Source organism: Streptomyces liliiviolaceus (assembly GCF_018070025.1).
GTDB lineage: Bacteria > Actinomycetota > Actinomycetes > Streptomycetales > Streptomycetaceae > Streptomyces > Streptomyces liliiviolaceus.
The window spans coordinates 3,764,654-3,779,625 of the sequence record NZ_JAGPYQ010000001.1 but is presented as its reverse complement, the minus strand read 5'-3'; the positions used below and the strand labels follow the sequence as shown (position 1 = coordinate 3,779,625).

The window sequence follows — 14,972 nt, the reverse complement described above, 5'->3', positions numbered from 1 at the left end:
CGGGTCCGGTCAATACTGTTCGTTTGGAGCCCCGTTGCCGTTCACTCTCAGCCATGCCGCGGCCGTCCTGCCTGCGGTGCGCGCAGACGGGTCCGGGCGGGGCCGGCTGGTTCCGGCCGTGCTCGTCGCCGGTTCGTTCGCGCCCGACATGACCTATTACGCGGCGAGTGTGCTGCCGGAGGCAATGGAGTTCGGCGATTTCACGCACTCCTTCACCGGGGTGTTCACCTTCGACGTCCTGGTCGCCTGGGCGCTCGTGGGCGCCTGGCTGGTGCTGCGGGAGCCGCTGGTGGCGCTGCTGCCGCGCGGCCACCAGGGATGGGTCGGCGCCTTCCTGCGCTGCGGTGCGCCGCGCGCCCGTCCGCGCCCCTCGCTCGCCCTGTGGTGGTACGTGTCGGCGGCGACCGGGGCGCTCACCCATGTCGTGTGGGACGCGTTCACGCATCTCGACCGGTGGGGCATGCGGGTTCTGCCCGTCCTCGGGCGGGAGATCGCGGGCTCGCCCCTGTACTGGTATCTGCAGTACGGCGGTTCGGCGCTCGCGGCGGTGGTGATCGCGGTGTTCCTGGTGGTGGCCTTGCGGCGGCAGCCCGATGCCGGACCGGTGGGGGTGCCCGTGCTCTCGGTGCGCGACCGGTGGCTCGCGGGGGCTCTGATCGGCGGCTGCGCGGCGGTGGCGGCCGTGCAGCGGGCGACGCGCTGGTGGGACTACTGGGGGTCGCGGGCCAAGCCGTGGGAGCTGATTCCCACCGTGTGCTTCGGGGCGGGGGCCGGGCTGGCCGTCGGGTTCGCCGCGTACGCCGTGGCGGTCAGGGTGTGGCGCCCGGCTCCGGTTCGTCCCAGCCCGGCAGCGGCTCGTACGGAGCCGAACCGTCCGATTCCTCGCTGAACATCGCCTCCGGTGTCTCCGGGAAGAGCGCGCGGTCAGCGGGTGAGGGAACGGCCCAGGCTCTCGGCCCGGCGCAGCAGTCCCTCCATGATCAGCACCTTGGCGATGCTCGCGGAGTCGTACTGGCGCTCGCCCGCCAGCTCGCAGACGAGGCCCAGGTCGTCGCGCACGGCCACGGAGAGGGTGCCGCGCCTGGACGACGGCGCGGTGTGGGGGGCGTGGCAGGTGGTGCCGTCGGGGTCGTCAGGGTCGTCCGGCAGGAAGCGGTGGCTGGTGGCGTCCGCCTGCCAGGGCCCGTCGAAGGTGCCGGCCGGGAATCTCGGGCTGGCGGCGGTGGCCGAGACGGCGGCGACCGGGGGGAGGAGGGTTGAGGCGAGGGCTGTGGCCAGGACGGTGCGGCAGTTTCGTACGCACGGTACGTATCGCGTGCGCCGCGTGTTCCGTATGTGCCGTATGTGAGGACCCATGCCCGCATCCTGGCGGGGGGCTCCGCGGGGGGCGCCTGGTCGGGGTCCAGGCGGGTGACAGGCCCTTCGGGGGCGGGCGGAGTGCGGCGGCGCGGTGTGCCGGGCGCGGGCCCGGTGGGGGCGGGCCGCGCCGTTCCCCGCGCCCCTGAACACCTCACCTGCGGGCCCGGCGGGGGCGAGCCGCGCCGTTCCCCGCGCCCCTGAACACCCCACCTGCGGGCCCGGCGGGGGCGAGCCGCGCCGTTCCCCGCGCCCCTGAACACCCCACCTGCGGGCCCGGCGGGGGCGAGCCCAAAAGATTGCGCAGTTCCCCTCGCCCCTGAACACCCCACCTGCGGGCCCGGCGGGGGCGAGCCGCGCCGTTCCCCGCGCCCCTGAACACCCCACCTGCGGGCCCGGCGGGGGCGAGCCGCGCCGTTCCCCGCGCCCCTGAAAGGCGGGGCTGCGCCCCTGCCTTTCGTCCCTGGGTGCACGCGACAGCTCACAGCCGCCCCCACCCACCCAGGGGCGCGGGGAACTGCGCGACCAGCCACGACGGACCCGCAGACAACCCCCGCCCCCGGCCCAAGCCACCTCAGGGGCGCGGGGAACTGCGCGATCAACCACAGCGGACCCGCAGACAACCCCCCGGCCCTCACCGGACCCGCAGGCGAAGCACCCGCGGCCCCCGTGGGGCTAGTGCGCCGCCGACTCCCAGTCCGGGCCCGAGCCCACCGAGACGTCCAGCGGGGCGCGCAACCGCACCGCCGCTGCCATCTCCCGGCGGACCAGTTCCTCCGCCCGCGCACGCTCCCCGGGAGCGATCTCCAGGACGATTTCGTCGTGGACCTGGAGGAGCATCCGGGACGCCAGCCCGGCCTCCCGCAGAGCCTTGTCCACATGCAGCATCGCGATCTTGACGATGTCCGCCGCCGTGCCCTGGATCGGCGCGTTCAACGCCATCCGCTCCGCGGCCTCCCGCCGCTGCCGGTTGTCGCTGTTGAGGTCGGGGAGGTAACGGCGGCGCCCGAAGAGCGTCGCCGTGTACCCCGTGGCCCGCGCCTCGTCGACCGCCCGGCGCAGATAGTCCCGCACCCCGCCGAAGCGCTCGAAGTACGTGTCCATCAGGCCACGCGCCTCCCCCGCGTCGATGTTGAGCTGCTGGGAGAGCCCGAACGCGGACAGCCCGTACGCGAGCCCGTACGACATCGCCTTGATCTTGCGGCGCATCTCCGCGTCGACGGCGTCGCGCTCCACGGAGAACACCTGGGAGGCGACGGTGGTGTGCAGGTCCTCGCCGGAGGTGAAGGCCGCCAGGAGGCCCTCGTCCTCCGACAGGTGGGCCATCACGCGCAGTTCGATCTGGCTGTAGTCGGCGGTCATGAGGGACTCGAAGCCCTCGCCGACCACGAAGCCGCGGCGGATCGCGCGGCCCTCCTCGGTGCGGACCGGGATGTTCTGGAGGTTCGGGTCCTGCGACGAGAGGCGGCCCGTCGCGGCGACCGTCTGGTGGAAGGTGGTGTGGATACGGCCGTCCGCGGCGATCGTCTTGATCAGGCCCTCGACGGTGACCCGAAGCTTCGCCTGCTCGCGGTGGCGGAGCATGATGACGGGCAGTTCGTTGTCGGTCTGGGCGGCGAGCCAGGCGAGCGCGTCGGCGTCCGTCGTGTAGCCGGTCTTCGTCTTCTTCGTCTTGGGCAGGCCCAGTTCACCGAAGAGGACTTCCTGGAGCTGCTTGGGCGAGCCGAGGTTGAACTCGTGCCCGGCCGCCGCGTGCGCCTCCTTCACGGCCTGCTGGACCGCGCCCGCGAACATCTGCTCCATGGCCTCCAGGTGCGCCCTGTCCGCCGCGATACCGTGCCGCTCCAGACGGGCGAGCAGCTCGGAGGTGGGCAGCTCCATGTCCTGCAGGAGATCGGCCGCACCGACCTCCTGCAGTCGCTCCCCGAAGGCCTCGCCCAGGTCGAGGATGGCGCGGGCCTGCACCATCAGCGCGTCGGCCTCGGCGCCCTCGTCCGCGCCGAAGGCGAGCTGTCCGTCGGCGGTCGCGGCGGGCGCCAGCTCCCGGCCGAGGTACTCCAGGGACAGCGCGTCCAGGTCGAAGGAGCGCCGGCCCGGCTTGACGAGGTAGGCGGCGAGCGCGGTGTCCATGGAGATGCCCGCGACGCTCCAGCCGTGCTCGGCGAAGACCCGCATGGCCGCCTTGGCGTTGTGCAGCACCTTGGGGCTGTCGGCGTCGGCGAGCCAGCGCGCGAACGCGTTCTCGTCGCTCTCGTCGAGCTGCGACGGGTCGAACCAGGCCGCCGCTCCGCCGGCCGCGGCGAGGGCGACCTCGGCGACCGATCCCGTACCGAGCGCCCAGGTGTCGACCGTGGCGACGCCCAGGACCGTCGTGCCGTGCTCGGTGAGCCAGGGGCCCAGCTCGCCGGCGTCGAGAACGGTGCCGTCCACGGCCACGCCCGCGGCGGCCGGAGCCGCGTCCTCGGCCTGCTCGGCCCCGGGGTCGACGGCCAGCAGCCGCTCGCGCAGCGACGGGTTACGGATCTCCAGGGTGTCCAGGACCATCGCGAGGGCCGTGCGGTCGTACGCGGCGCGCTCCAGGTCGGGCACCGTCTTCGGCAGCTCGACGTCACGCACCATCTCGGTGAGGCGGCGGTTGAGCTTGACCGCTTCCAGGTGGTCGCGGAAGTTCTGCCCGGCCTTGCCCTTGACCTCCTCGGCGCGCTCGACCAGCTCCGCGAACGAACCGAACTGGTTGATCCACTTCGCGGCGGTCTTCTCACCGACACCGGGGATGCCCGGCAGGTTGTCGGACGGGTCGCCGCGCAGCGCGGCGAAGTCGGGGTACTGGGCCGGCGTCAGCCCGTACTTCTCGAAGACCTTCTCCGGAGTGAACCGGGTCAGCTCGGAGACGCCCTTGGTCGGATAGAGCACGGTGGTGTGCTCGGAGACCAGCTGGAAGGAGTCGCGGTCGCCGGTGACGATCAGCACGTCGAAGCCCTCGGCCTCGGCCTGCGTGGCGAGCGTGGCGATGATGTCGTCCGCCTCGAAGCCGTCGACGGCGAACCGCTCGGCGTTCATCGCGTCCAGGACCTCGCCGATCAGCTCGACCTGGCCCTTGAACTCGTCGGGCGTCTTCGACCTGTTCGCCTTGTACTCCGTGAACTCCTCGGAGCGCCACGTCTTGCGCGACACGTCGAACGCCACCGCGAAGTGCGTGGGCGACTCGTCGCGCAGCGTGTTGGCGAGCATCGACGCGAAGCCGTAGATCGCGTTCGTCGGCTGGCCCGTCGCCGTCGTGAAATTCTCCGCGGGCAGCGCGAAGAACGCGCGGTACGCCAGCGAATGCCCGTCCATGAGCATCAGCCGCGGGCGTCCCCCGCCGGAGGTCTTCTCGGTCTTCTTCGATGCTGTCTCTGCCACACCCCCGATCCTGCCACGCCCCACTGACAGTCGGTCCCGCCCCGCCGCCCGCGGCGGTGTTCTGCCGCCGGTTCTCCCCCGTTGTGCGGACCGGGCCACGATCCGTGTCACTACCACGTGGGAGGATCGGAGACGTACCTCACACATGTGCTCGAAGAGGAGGCCGACATGGCCGGCAAGCCGCCCCAGAGTGATCCGGTTCAGGACGCGCCGCAGGTCGCGGAACCGAAGCATGCTGCGGCCGGGCTGCCGGCCATCGGCCACACCCTGCGCATCGCCCAGCAGCAGATGGGTGTGAAGCGCACGGCGCTGACGCTGCTGCGGGTCAATCAGAAGGACGGCTTCGACTGCCCGGGCTGCGCCTGGCCCGAGCCGGAGCACCGGCACACGGCGGAGTTCTGCGAGAACGGCGCGAAGGCGGTCGCGGAGGAGGCCACCCTGCGCCGGGTGACCCCGGACTTCTTCGCCGCGCACCCGGTCGCCGACCTCGCGACCCGCAGCGGCTACTGGCTGGGCCAGCAGGGCCGCCTCACGCACCCCATGTATCTCGCGGAGGGCGCCGACCGCTACGAGGCGGTGCCGTGGGAGCGTGCCTTCGACATCATCGCGGAGGAGCTCATCGGCCTCGACTCCCCGGACGAGGCGCTGTTCTACACCTCGGGCCGCACCAGCAACGAGGCCGCGTTCCTCTACCAGCTGTTCGCCCGCGAGTACGGCACGAACAACCTCCCCGACTGCTCGAACATGTGCCACGAGTCGTCCGGCTCCGCGCTGAACGAGACGATAGGGATCGGCAAGGGCAGCGTCCTGCTGGACGACCTCTACCAGGCGGATCTGATCATCGTGGCCGGGCAGAACCCGGGCACCAACCACCCGCGCATGCTCTCCGCCCTGGAGAAGGCGAAGTCGAACGGCGCGCGGATCATCACGGTGAACCCGCTGCCCGAGGCGGGCATGGAGCGCTTCAAGAACCCGCAGACCCCCCAGGGAATGATCAAGGGCGCCGCCCTCACCGACCTGTTCCTGCAGATCCGCATCGGCGGCGACCAGGCCCTCTTCCGTCTCCTGAACAAGCTCGTCCTGGAGACGGAGGGAGCCGTCGACGAGGAGTTCGTCGGCGAACACACCCACGGCTACGAGGAGTTCGCCGAGGCCGCGCGCGCCGCCGACTGGGACGAGACGCTCACGGCGACGGGCCTCACGCGCGCGCAGATCGACGAAGCGCTGTCGATGGTCCTCGCCTCGAAGCGCACCATCGTGTGCTGGGCGATGGGTCTGACCCAGCACAAGCACTCCGTGCCGACGATCCGCGAGGTCGTCAACTTCCTGCTGCTGCGCGGCAACATCGGCCGGCCGGGCGCGGGCGTGTGCCCGGTGCGCGGTCACTCGAACGTGCAGGGCGACCGCACGATGGGCATCTTCGAGCGCCCCGCGCCCGCCTTCCTGGACGCCCTGGAGAAGGAGTTCGGCTTCGCCCCGCCGCGCGGCCACGGCTACGACGTCGTGCGGGCGATCCGCGCGATGCGCGACGACAAGGCCAAGGTCTTCTTCGCGATGGGCGGCAACTTCGTGTCGGCCTCCCCCGACACCGAGGTCACCGAGGCCGCGATGCGCCGCGCCCGCCTCACCGTGCACGTGTCGACGAAGCTCAACCGCTCGCACGCCGTCACCGGCGCGCGCGCCCTGATCCTGCCGACCCTCGGCCGCACCGAGCGTGATCTCCAGGGCGGCGGCGAGCAGTTCGTGACGGTCGAGGACTCCATGGGCATGGTGCACGCCTCCCGCGGCCGTCTGGAGCCCGCGAGCGGTCAGCTGCTGTCCGAGCCGGCCATCGTGTGCCGGCTCGCCCGCCGCGTCCTGGGCGAGGACTCCCGCACGCCCTGGGAGGAGTTCGAGAAGGACTACGCGACGGTCCGCGACCGCATCGCGCGCGTCGTGCCGGGCTTCGACGACTTCAACAACCGGGTCGCCGATCCGGCGGGTTTCGCCCTCCCGCACGCCCCGCGCGACGAGCGCCGCTTCCCGACCGCCACCGGCAAAGCCAACTTCACGGCCGCGCCCGTCGAGTACCCGAAGCTCCCCGAGGGCCGCCTGCTCCTGCAGACCCTGCGCTCGCACGACCAGTACAACACCACGATCTACGGCCTCGACGACCGCTACCGGGGGATCAAGAACGGCCGCCGGGTCGTCCTGGTGAACCCCGAGGACGCCCGCGAGCTGGGTCTCGCCGACGGCTCGTACACCGACCTCGTCAGCGAGTGGAAGGACGGGGTGGAGCGTCGCGCGGCCGGTTTCCGGATCGTGCACTACCCGACGGCCCGCGGCTGCGCGGCCGCCTACTACCCGGAGACGAACGTCCTGGTGCCGCTGGACTCCACCGCCGACACCAGCAACACGCCCGCCAGCAAGTCCGTCGTCGTCCGTCTGGAACAATCGACAACCAACTGAGCGTTCGCTTAGACGCGGATTCCGGAGACGGGCTCCGGACGCACGACCGACGACGTAAGGAAACGGACCCATGGGCGAGCAGCACCACGTGAAGTTCCCGCAAGAGGTCATCGACGAGTACTCGGCACTCGGCGTGGACCTGGTCGCCATGTTCTCCGCCGGACACCTCGGCACCCGCATGGGCGTCCAGATCATCGAGGCCTCCGCGGACCGCGTCGTGGGCACCATGCCGGTCGAGGGCAACACCCAGCCCTACGGGCTCCTGCACGGCGGCGCCTCCGCCGTGCTCGCCGAGACCCTCGGCTCGGTCGGCGCCATGCTGCACGGCGGCAGCTCCAAGATCGCCGTCGGCGTCGACCTCAACTGCACCCACCACCGGGGCGCCACGTCCGGCCTCGTGACCGCCGTGGCCACCCCCCTGCACCGCGGCCGCTCGACGGCCACGTACGAGATCGTGATCAGCGACGAGGACGGCAGGCGGGTGTGCAGCGCCCGGCTGACCTGTCTGCTGCGCGATGTGCGGCCGAGCGACGCGGAGCGGGTCGGCGCCACCGGCTGAACCGCCGACCGGGCCCGTCCGAAAACCGTTGTCCGGCCGGGGCGTTGATCCCGGGCACCCGGCGGCCTAGCGTCGAGGCATGGGAACGGGCGGAACCCCCTGGCGGGGACCGGTGCTCGGACTGGCGCTCCTGGCAGGCGCCCTGACCGTCGGCGCGACCGGGTGCGGCGGGTCCGGCGCGCAGAGCGGCACGACCGGCGTGCCGGAGGCCACGCGCACGGCCCCTGGCACGCGGTCGTCGCCCCCGGCGACCGAGCCCGAGGACCTGTGCGCGCGTCTCGTCGCGCACTGGTCGCGCAAGGTCCTGGACGAGGACACCTACGGCGACTACCAGTCGATGGGCCTGTCCGACGGGCAGTACGAGATCCTGATGGACGTCGTGGACGCCGCCCGGGCCGAGCAGCGGCGCGAGGGCTCACGGGCGGCAGGAGAACTGATCGACCGCACCGCGCGCGAGCGCTGCGAGGAGCGGTACCGCAACGGCAACCCGACCGGAGGACCCTGGAGTTGAGTGGCGTCGGCCCGGTCGAACCGGGTGAGGGAACACGCGCGTGGGACGACCTCGAACCTCCCCCGCCGGCCGACCACGGGCAGCCCCGGGGACACCCGGCGGCCCTCTACTACGCCCGCCACCGCCGCGCGGTGCTCGCCTCCGCGGCGACCGCCGTCCTCCTCGCGGGCGGCGGCTACCTCTACGCGACCCGGCCGCAGCCACCGCCGCCCGCCGTCGGCCCGTTCCCGTCCCAGGTCGTCGACATCGACTACCTGGGCCAGGAGGGATCGCCGGCGAACGCGCCCAAGGGCAGTTTCACCTTCGCGGTACAGGTCACCGCGCGGTCCGGCCCCACCATCACCGTCGTGGAGATCTCCCAGCCCTATGCCGGACTCAATCTGACATCGGTGCCCAAGCCACCGTTCCGCACAAGGACGGGTTTCAGCCACAAGATCGTTGTCACTATGAATGTCACGGAATGCGCGAATACGCCGAGGAACGCCGGACTTCCTTTCCTGGACGTAACTCTGCGTAATACGCGCGCAATAGAAGACCACAGCTACATCCTGGGTGAGCGGTATGCACACGACCTGTCCGACGCCCTGCAAGTAGCCTGCAGCAACGACCCGCCGTCACTAGCAAACCGCTAGAACGCTGCTGAAATCACCGCCGCACGATCTGCGGGTTCTCACAATGTGGACCGGACGAATCGGCCGTAATTCCGCCCATCCACCCACTGAGTACCGCTCTGCATTACCTCGTGTCATAACAAGAGCGTCACATCCTTCTTCAGACTCTCCTCCACGTTCCCTCCACCCGCTTAGAGTCACGGCCAGTCACCGCGCCATCGGATTCGAAGAATTTTCGGCCCAGCGCTCGACTCGGCCCGTTCCACGAGGAACGGCCGTGCCAGGGAAAGGACTGCTGATCGTGCGTCAACGTTCGCTCATCGCCATCACCGCCGCGCTGGCGGCGGGAGCACTCACCCTCACCGCCTGTGGCTCTCGCGACGACGACGGCGGCTCGGACTCCGGCAGCGGCAACAAAACCGTCGTCATCGGTGTCGACGCCCCGCTGACGGGTGACCTCTCCGCCCTGGGCCTCGGAATCAAGAACTCCGTGGACCTCGCCGCCAAGACGGCCAACAAGGAGAAGACCGTCGAAGGCGTCACCTTCAAGGTCGAAGCCCTCGACGACCAGGCGCAGCCCTCCTCGGGCCAGCAGAACGCCGTCAAGTTCGTCGCCGACAAGGACGTCGTCGGCGTCGTCGGCCCGCTGAACTCCTCGGTCGCCGAGTCCATGCAGAAGGTCTTCGACGACGCCAAGCTCGTCGAGATCTCCCCCGCCAACACGGGCCCGACCCTCACCCAGGGCACGGACTGGCAGACCAAGAAGGTCCGCTCGTACAAGTCGTACTTCCGCACCGCGACCACGGACGCCATCCAGGGCCCGTTCGCCGCGCAGTACGTCTACAACGACGCGAAGAAGAAGAAGGTCTATGTCATCGACGACAAGAAGACCTACGGCGCCGGCCTGGCCGCCACCTTCACCGACGAGTTCAAGAAGCTCGGCGGCAAGGTCGTCGGAACCCAGCACATCGACCCGGAGACCAAGGACTTCTCCGCCGTCGTCACCCAGGTGAAGAGCTCCGGCGCCGACGTCGTCTACTACGGCGGCGAGTACCCGCAGGCCGGCCCGCTCAGCAAGCAGATCAAGGCCGCGGGCGTCAAGATCCCGCTCGTCGGCGGTGACGGCATCTACAGCGCCGACTTCATCAAGCTGGCCGGCGCCGGCGGCAAGGGAGACCTCGCCACCTCGGTCGGCGCCCCCGTCGAGGAGCTGCCCTCCGCCAAGGAGTTCGTCGCCAACTACAAGGCGGCCGGCTACAAGGAGGCCTTCGAGGCCTACGGCGGCTACTCCTACGACTCCGGCTGGGCGATCATCGAAGCCGTGAAGAAGGTCGTCGAGGACAACGACGGCAAGCTCCCGGACGACGCCCGCGCCAAGATCACCGAGGCCGTCCAGAACGTCTCGTTCGACGGAGTGACCGGCAAGGTCTCCTTCGACGAATACGGCGACACCACCAACAAGCAGCTCACCGTCTACTCCGTCGAGGGCGGCGACTGGAAGGCCATCAAGTCCGGCACCTACACCGGCTGATCCACACCCGCACCACCACCTGAGCCGCGCGGGGCGCCGCAGTACAAGCGCCCCGCGCGGACTCACATCCGGTCACACCCCTCGACTATCCGAACGTCTCGGAGGACATGCGGTGAACGAACTGCCGCAGCAGCTGGTCAACGGCCTGCTACTGGGATCCATGTACGGGCTGGTCGCCATCGGCTACACGATGGTCTATGGCATCGTCCAGCTCATCAACTTCGCCCACGGCGAGATCTTCATGATCGGAGGCTTCGGCGCACTCACGGTCTACCTGTACGTACTGCCCGACGGCACCACCATGTGGATCGCACTGCCCCTGATGCTCCTCGGAGCCGTCATCGCCGCGACCACCGTCGCCGTGGGAGCGGAACGGTTCGCCTACCGGCCGCTGCGCACCGCGCCACGCCTCGCCCCGCTCATCACCGCCATCGGCCTCTCCCTCGCCCTCCAGCAGGCCGTGTGGGCGTGGTACCCCGACGCGAAGCAGTCCATCAACTTCCCCGAGATCGAGGGCGGCCCCTTCAAGATCGGTGACGTCACCATCCAGACCGGTGACATCTTCCTGCTCATCGCCGCCCCCATCAGCATGGCGATCCTCGCCTTCTTCGTGATGAAGACCCGCACCGGCCGCGGCATGCAGGCCACCGCGCAGGACCCGGACACCGCCAAGCTCATGGGCATCAACACCGACCGCATCATCGTGGTCGCCTTCGCCCTCGGCGCGGTCTTCGCCGCCGTCGGAGCCGTCGCCTACGGCCTCAAGTACGGCCAGGTCCAGTTCCGCATGGGCTTCATCCTCGGCCTCAAGGCCTTCACCGCGGCCGTCCTCGGCGGCATCGGCAACATCTACGGAGCCATGATCGGCGGCCTCGTCCTCGGCCTCGCCGAGACCCTCGCCACCGCCTACATCGCCGACGTCCCCGGCATGGAACAGCTCGGCGGCCAGTCCTGGGCCAACGTCTGGGCCTTCGTACTCCTCATCCTCGTGCTCCTCTTCAGGCCACAGGGCCTGCTCGGCGAGCGCGTCGCGGACAGGGCGTGACACCGATGACCACACAGACCAACACGCCCGAGACACCCGCCAAAAAGCCCGCAGGCGAAGGCACCGGACTCATCGGCATCCCGCCCCACATCGGGCGCGCCCTCGCCACCGGCGGCGGCGTCCTCACCATCATCTCCACGTTCCTCGCCTGGACCTGGACCTCCGCCTTCCCCGGCGACCTCACCGTCTACGGCTACCCCGGCGGCCTCCAGGTCCTCGTCCTCATCGGCGGCATCCTCACCACGCTCTTCGCCCTCGCCTCCTACGGCATCAAGGGCCTGCGCTGGCTGACACCCGCCGGCGCCGACAGCGCCATCAAGCTCGCCGCACTCGCCGCGTTCGCCACCACCTGGTACACGGTCGTCGCGATCAGCTCCGAACTCGGCGGCCTCGCCAACCTCGAACCCGGCGGCTGGGTCGCGGCCGTGGCCACCCTCGCGGCCCTCATCGGCGCACTCTCCCTGCCCTTCGAACACCCCGCTCCCGACCCCTTCGACCCCGAAGACACCGCCTGGGAGCAGTTCCGCCACAAGGCCAGGCACAACCGCACCGTCGTCAAGGCCGCCTTCGCCTCCGGCACCACCAAGGCCCCGGCCCACAAGCTCCCCGCCTACGCCGAGATCCTGATCATCATCGCCGCGCTCAGCCTCGGCCTGATCGTCTTCACCTACGGCATCGGCACCGAGTACGACGAACAGTTCGTCGGCTTCCTCATCACCGCGGGCTTCGGCTTCGCCGCGGCGGCCAAGGCAGGACTCGTCAACCGCGTCTCCGCCCTCACCGCCAAACACCGCAACATCACCATGCTCGGCGCGTTCGTCGCCGCCGCCGCATTCCCCTTCACCCAGTCCGACGACCAGTACGCGACCATCGGCGTCTACATCCTGATCTTCGCCACCGTCGCCCTCGGCCTCAACATCGTCGTCGGCCTCGCCGGACTCCTCGACCTCGGATACGTCGCCTTCCTCGGCGTCGGCGCCTACACCGCGGCCATGGTCTCCGGCTCCCCCTCCTCACCCTTCGACGTGCACCTGCCGTTCTGGGCCGCCGCCCTCCTCGGCGCCGCCGTCGCCATGATCTTCGGCGTCCTCATCGGCGCCCCGACCCTGCGGCTGCGCGGCGACTACCTCGCCATCGTCACCCTCGGCTTCGGCGAGATCTTCCGCATCACCGTCCTCAACATGGACGGCACCAGCGGACCCGACATCACCAACGGCTCCAACGGCATCTCGTCGATCCCGAACCTCAACATCCTCGGATTCGACTTCGGCCAGGAACACAGCATCGCCGGCTTCACCATCGCGCGATTCGCCAACTACTTCTTCCTGATGCTCCTCATCACGCTCATCGTCGTGATCGTCTTCCGCCGCAGCGGAGACTCCCGCATCGGCCGCGCCTGGGTCGCCATCCGCGAGGACGAGACCGCCGCACTCGCCATGGGCATCAACGGCTTCCGCGTCAAGCTCATCGCCTTCGCCCTCGGCGCCGCACTCGCCGGCCTCGCCGGATCCGTACAGGCACACGTCACCTACACCGTGACACCCGAGCAGTACCAGTTCGCCCACGTCGTCCCGCCCAACTCGGCCTTCCTGCTCGCAGCGGTCGTCCTCGGCGGCATGGGCACCATCAGCGGCCCCCTCGTCGGCGCCGCACTGCTCTACCTCATCCCCGCCAAGCTCCAGTTCCTCGGCGACTACCAGCTCCTCGCCTTCGGCCTCGCGCTCGTCCTCCTGATGCGCTTCCGCCCGGAGGGCCTCATCCCCAACCGGCGGCGCCAGCTCGAATTCCACGAGGAAGCAGAAGCGCCCACAGTCCTCAGCAAGGCAGGGGCCTGACCACGATGACAACCGACACCACCACCAAGGACACCGCCCCGGGCGCCAACGCCCCCGGCGAGACCGTCCTCGACGCACGCGGCGTCACCATGCGCTTCGGCGGACTCACCGCCGTACGCAACGTCGACCTGACCGTCAACAGCGGAGAGATCGTCGGACTCATCGGCCCCAACGGCGCCGGCAAGACGACCTTCTTCAACTGCCTCACCGGCCTCTACATCCCCACCGAGGGCGAGGTCCGCTACAAAGGCAAGGTCCTCCCCTCCCAGTCCTTCAAAGTCACCGCCGCCGGCGTCGCCCGCACCTTCCAGAACATCCGGCTCTTCGCCAACATGACCGTCCTGGAAAACGTCCTCGTCGGCCGCCACACCCGCACCAAAGAAGGCCTCTGGTCCGCACTCCTGCGCGGCCCCGGCTTCAAGAAAGCCGAAAAGGCCTCCGAAGAGCGCGCCATGGAACTCCTGGAGTTCATCGGCCTCGCCGGCAAGCGGGACCACCTCGCCAGGAACCTCCCCTACGGCGAACAGCGCAAGCTCGAAATCGCCCGCGCACTCGCCAGCGAACCCGGCCTCCTGCTCCTCGACGAGCCCACCGCCGGAATGAACCCCCAGGAAACCCGCGCCACCGAAGAACTCGTCTTCGCCATCCGCGACATGGGCATCGCCGTCCTCGTCATCGAGCACGACATGCGCTTCATCTTCAACCTCTGCGACCGCGTCGCCGTCCTCGTCCAAGGCGAAAAACTCGTCGAGGGCGACAGCGCCACCGTCCAGGGAGACGAACGCGTCGTCGCCGCCTACCTCGGCGAACCCTACGAAGACGCACCCGGCCAAGCCGAAGTCGCGGAGGTCGAAGCGGCCGAAGCACAGGCCGACGCCGCGCCCCGCAAGGAGACCGACCGATGACCGCACTCCTCGAAGTCGAAGACCTCCGGGTCGCCTACGGCAAGATCGAAGCCGTCAAAGGCATCTCCTTCAAGGTCGACGCCGGCCAGGTCGTCACCCTCATCGGCACCAACGGCGCCGGAAAAACGACCACCCTGCGCACCCTCTCCGGCCTCCTCAAGCCCATCGGCGGCCAGATCAAGTTCCAGGGCAAGTCGCTCAAGAAGATCCCGGCCCACCAGATCGTCTCCCTCGGACTCGCGCACTCCCCCGAGGGGCGGCACATCTTCCCCCGCATGACGATCGAGGACAACCTCCGCCTCGGCGCCTTCCTGCGCAACGACAAGGCAGGCATCGAGAAGGACATCCAGCGCGCCTACGACCTCTTCGCCATCCTCGGCGAACGCCGCAAGCAGGCCGCGGGCACCCTCTCCGGCGGTGAGCAGCAGATGCTCGCCATGGGCCGCGCCCTGATGTCCCAGCCGAAACTGCTCATGCTCGACGAACCCTCCATGGGCCTCTCGCCGATCATGATGCAGAAGATCATGGCGACCATCGCGGAGCTGAAGTCCCAGGGCACGACGATCCTCCTCGTCGAGCAGAACGCCCAGGCGGCGCTCTCCCTCGCCGACCACGGACACGTCATGGAAGTCGGCTCCATCGTGCTCTCCGGCACCGGCCGCGACCTCCTCACCGACGAATCCGTCCGCAAGGCGTACCTCGGCGAGGACTGAGGTCTCTGGCTCTTGCCTGCGTACGGCTGAGGCCCGCACCCGTGAAATCCGGGGTG

General features: G+C 69.8%; 12 protein-coding genes. 10 read left to right on the top strand and 2 right to left on the bottom strand.

Annotated features, from left to right (window positions below):
* Nucleotides 1-34: 34 nt before the first annotated feature.
* Nucleotides 35-889: a DUF4184 family protein gene (locus J8N05_RS16490; RefSeq protein ID WP_210883603.1), complete on the top strand. Its 855-nt coding sequence runs from the start codon at nucleotides 35-37 to the stop codon at nucleotides 887-889.
* A 35-nt stretch (nucleotides 890-924) separates the two neighbouring features.
* On the opposite strand, the gene J8N05_RS16485 is transcribed toward J8N05_RS16490, so the two are convergent.
* Both J8N05_RS16485 and polA read right to left on the bottom strand, forming a co-directional pair.
* Nucleotides 925-1,356, bottom strand: coding sequence for a hypothetical protein (locus tag J8N05_RS16485; RefSeq protein ID WP_210883601.1), 432 nt, complete (start codon nucleotides 1,354-1,356; stop codon nucleotides 925-927).
* 675 nt (nucleotides 1,357-2,031) lie between these two features.
* Complete coding sequence (gene polA / locus J8N05_RS16480) at nucleotides 2,032-4,758, bottom strand: DNA polymerase I (protein WP_210883599.1); 2,727 nt, start codon at nucleotides 4,756-4,758, stop codon at nucleotides 2,032-2,034.
* 168 nt (nucleotides 4,759-4,926) lie between these two features.
* Between polA and J8N05_RS16475 the strand changes: the two genes are divergently transcribed.
* The 9 genes from J8N05_RS16475 to J8N05_RS16435 all read left to right on the top strand — a co-directional run bounded on the left by J8N05_RS16475 (nucleotide 4,927) and on the right by J8N05_RS16435 (nucleotide 14,916).
* Nucleotides 4,927-7,206, top strand: a complete 2,280-nt coding sequence (locus J8N05_RS16475; protein ID WP_210883598.1) for an FdhF/YdeP family oxidoreductase — start codon at nucleotides 4,927-4,929, stop codon at nucleotides 7,204-7,206.
* 70 nt (nucleotides 7,207-7,276) lie between these two features.
* Nucleotides 7,277-7,765 (top strand): PaaI family thioesterase, encoded by a 489-nt coding sequence (locus tag J8N05_RS16470; RefSeq protein ID WP_107017568.1) that lies wholly within the window; start codon nucleotides 7,277-7,279, stop codon nucleotides 7,763-7,765.
* A 79-nt stretch (nucleotides 7,766-7,844) separates the two neighbouring features.
* Nucleotides 7,845-8,276: a hypothetical protein gene (locus J8N05_RS16465; RefSeq protein WP_210883597.1), complete on the top strand. Its 432-nt coding sequence runs from the start codon at nucleotides 7,845-7,847 to the stop codon at nucleotides 8,274-8,276.
* On the top strand, nucleotides 8,273-8,908 hold the full coding sequence (locus J8N05_RS16460) for a Tat pathway signal sequence domain protein (protein ID WP_210883596.1): 636 nt from the start codon (nucleotides 8,273-8,275) through the stop codon (nucleotides 8,906-8,908). Before J8N05_RS16465 ends, J8N05_RS16460 begins: the two co-directional genes overlap by 4 nt.
* Before the next feature lie 280 nt (nucleotides 8,909-9,188).
* Nucleotides 9,189-10,418, top strand: a complete 1,230-nt coding sequence (locus J8N05_RS16455; RefSeq protein ID WP_210890214.1) for a branched-chain amino acid ABC transporter substrate-binding protein — start codon at nucleotides 9,189-9,191, stop codon at nucleotides 10,416-10,418.
* A gap of 112 nt (nucleotides 10,419-10,530) precedes the next feature.
* On the top strand, nucleotides 10,531-11,463 hold the full coding sequence (locus J8N05_RS16450) for a branched-chain amino acid ABC transporter permease (RefSeq protein ID WP_210883595.1): 933 nt from the start codon (nucleotides 10,531-10,533) through the stop codon (nucleotides 11,461-11,463).
* A 5-nt stretch (nucleotides 11,464-11,468) separates the two neighbouring features.
* Nucleotides 11,469-13,298, top strand: a complete 1,830-nt coding sequence (locus J8N05_RS16445; protein ID WP_210883594.1) for a branched-chain amino acid ABC transporter permease — start codon at nucleotides 11,469-11,471, stop codon at nucleotides 13,296-13,298.
* 5 nt (nucleotides 13,299-13,303) lie between these two features.
* Nucleotides 13,304-14,203, top strand: coding sequence for an ABC transporter ATP-binding protein (locus tag J8N05_RS16440; protein WP_210883592.1), 900 nt, complete (start codon nucleotides 13,304-13,306; stop codon nucleotides 14,201-14,203).
* The gene (locus tag J8N05_RS16435) at nucleotides 14,200-14,916 is read left to right on the top strand and encodes an ABC transporter ATP-binding protein (protein ID WP_210883591.1); all 717 of its coding nucleotides are present in this window, start codon (nucleotides 14,200-14,202) and stop codon (nucleotides 14,914-14,916) included. Before J8N05_RS16440 ends, J8N05_RS16435 begins: the two co-directional genes overlap by 4 nt.
* Nucleotides 14,917-14,972 lie beyond the last annotated feature (56 nt).